General features: G+C 41.1%; 1 pseudogene. It reads left to right on the top strand.

The features are described 5' to 3' along the window. Positions 1 to 269 precede the first annotated feature (269 nt). Positions 270 to 1409, top strand: a pseudogene (locus Aba26S_RS20875) (SulP family inorganic anion transporter); the annotation flags it as partial. Positions 1410 to 1505: the final 96 nt, after the last annotated feature.

The following is a 1505-nucleotide window of genomic DNA, read 5'->3' as shown; positions in this document are numbered from 1 at the left end:
ACTTTTTTGAATCCGTCAATGCGTAAGTCCTAGCTTTTACTTCAGTACTGCGTTTAGGGTGGATAGAAAAGGGGCTAGCTGCTATGATTGCCCCCGAAATCCTCCAAAATAGATATCTTTCTTAATATGACACTTACGCCACCATAAGTTTATTTACCTCTTAAATCAGTAAATAACTCATCACTGTCTAGTGATGTGGTGTAGTAGCTTGTGTGTCGTATATATCACATCACTAGCCTTTCTTAAAATGTAAAAAAATAGGCTATTTCATGTTATCCACTATTCGAGAACAATGGTTCTCTAATATTCGCGGGGATGTCCTTGCGGGTATTGTTGTCGCTTTGGCTCTAATTCCTGAAGCAATTGCCTTCTCTATTATTGCAGGTGTCGATCCTAAAGTCGGGTTATACGCTTCATTCTGTATTGCCGTGGTGATTGCTTTTGTAGGTGGTCGCCCTGGTATGATTTCTGCGGCAACCGGTGCCATGGCGTTATTAATGGTAACACTGGTTAAAGAGCATGGTCTGCAATACTTATTAGCAGCCACAATTTTGACAGGATTTATTCAAATCTTAGCCGGCTATCTAAAATTAGGTGCCTTGATGCGGTTTGTATCCAAGTCAGTTGTGATTGGCTTTGTGAATGCCCTGGCTATTCTAATTTTTATGGCTCAATTACCTGAACTCACTAATGTGACATGGCATGTCTATGCGATGACAATTGGTGGTTTAGCCATTATTTATCTATTCCCTTATATTCCAGTGATAGGGAAGCTTTTACCCTCTCCTCTCATCTGTATTGTCTTACTTACGCTCTTTGCCTTATTCATTGGTTTAGATGTAAGAACCGTCGGAGATATGGGGCAATTACCGGATACGCTTCCAATTTTCTTGCTTCCTGATATCCCTTTAAATCTTGAAACCTTAGCGATTATTTTGCCCTATTCACTAGGCTTGGCTGCCGTGGGTTTGCTTGAATCTATGATGACAGCAACGATTGTCGACGATTTAACAGATACCAATAGTGATAAAAACCGTGAGTGTAAAGGACAAGGCGTTGCCAATATTGCTTCAGGCTTTTTAGGCGGAATGGCAGGCTGTGCCGTGATCGGTCAATCAATTATTAATGTGAAATCTGGTGGTCGTACCCGTTTATCTACCTTTAGTGCGGGGGTCTTCCTGTTAATTATGGTGGTGTTTATCAGTGACTGGCTCAAAGTCATTCCAATGGCTGCACTGGTTGCCGTAATGATCATGGTAGCAATCGGAACATTTAACTGGGATTCACTACGCAATATTCGCCAATATCCCCTATCTAGCAATATTGTGATGATCGTTACAGTCATCGTGGTCGTTGCGACACATAACTTGGCTTATGGCGTATTAGTTGGTGTACTTCTTTCTGCGGTGGTGTATCAAAAAGTATGCTAAAAAAAAGCAGGTTGAATTTTGATAAAACAGAGAAATGCAAATAACTCTAGAAATCAAATGGCCAACCTGCCTCAG

It is taken from the genome of Acinetobacter sp. NBRC 110496, from assembly GCF_000876115.1.
GTDB lineage: Bacteria > Pseudomonadota > Gammaproteobacteria > Pseudomonadales > Moraxellaceae > Acinetobacter.
This window is presented reverse-complemented; position numbering and strand designations above follow the sequence as displayed.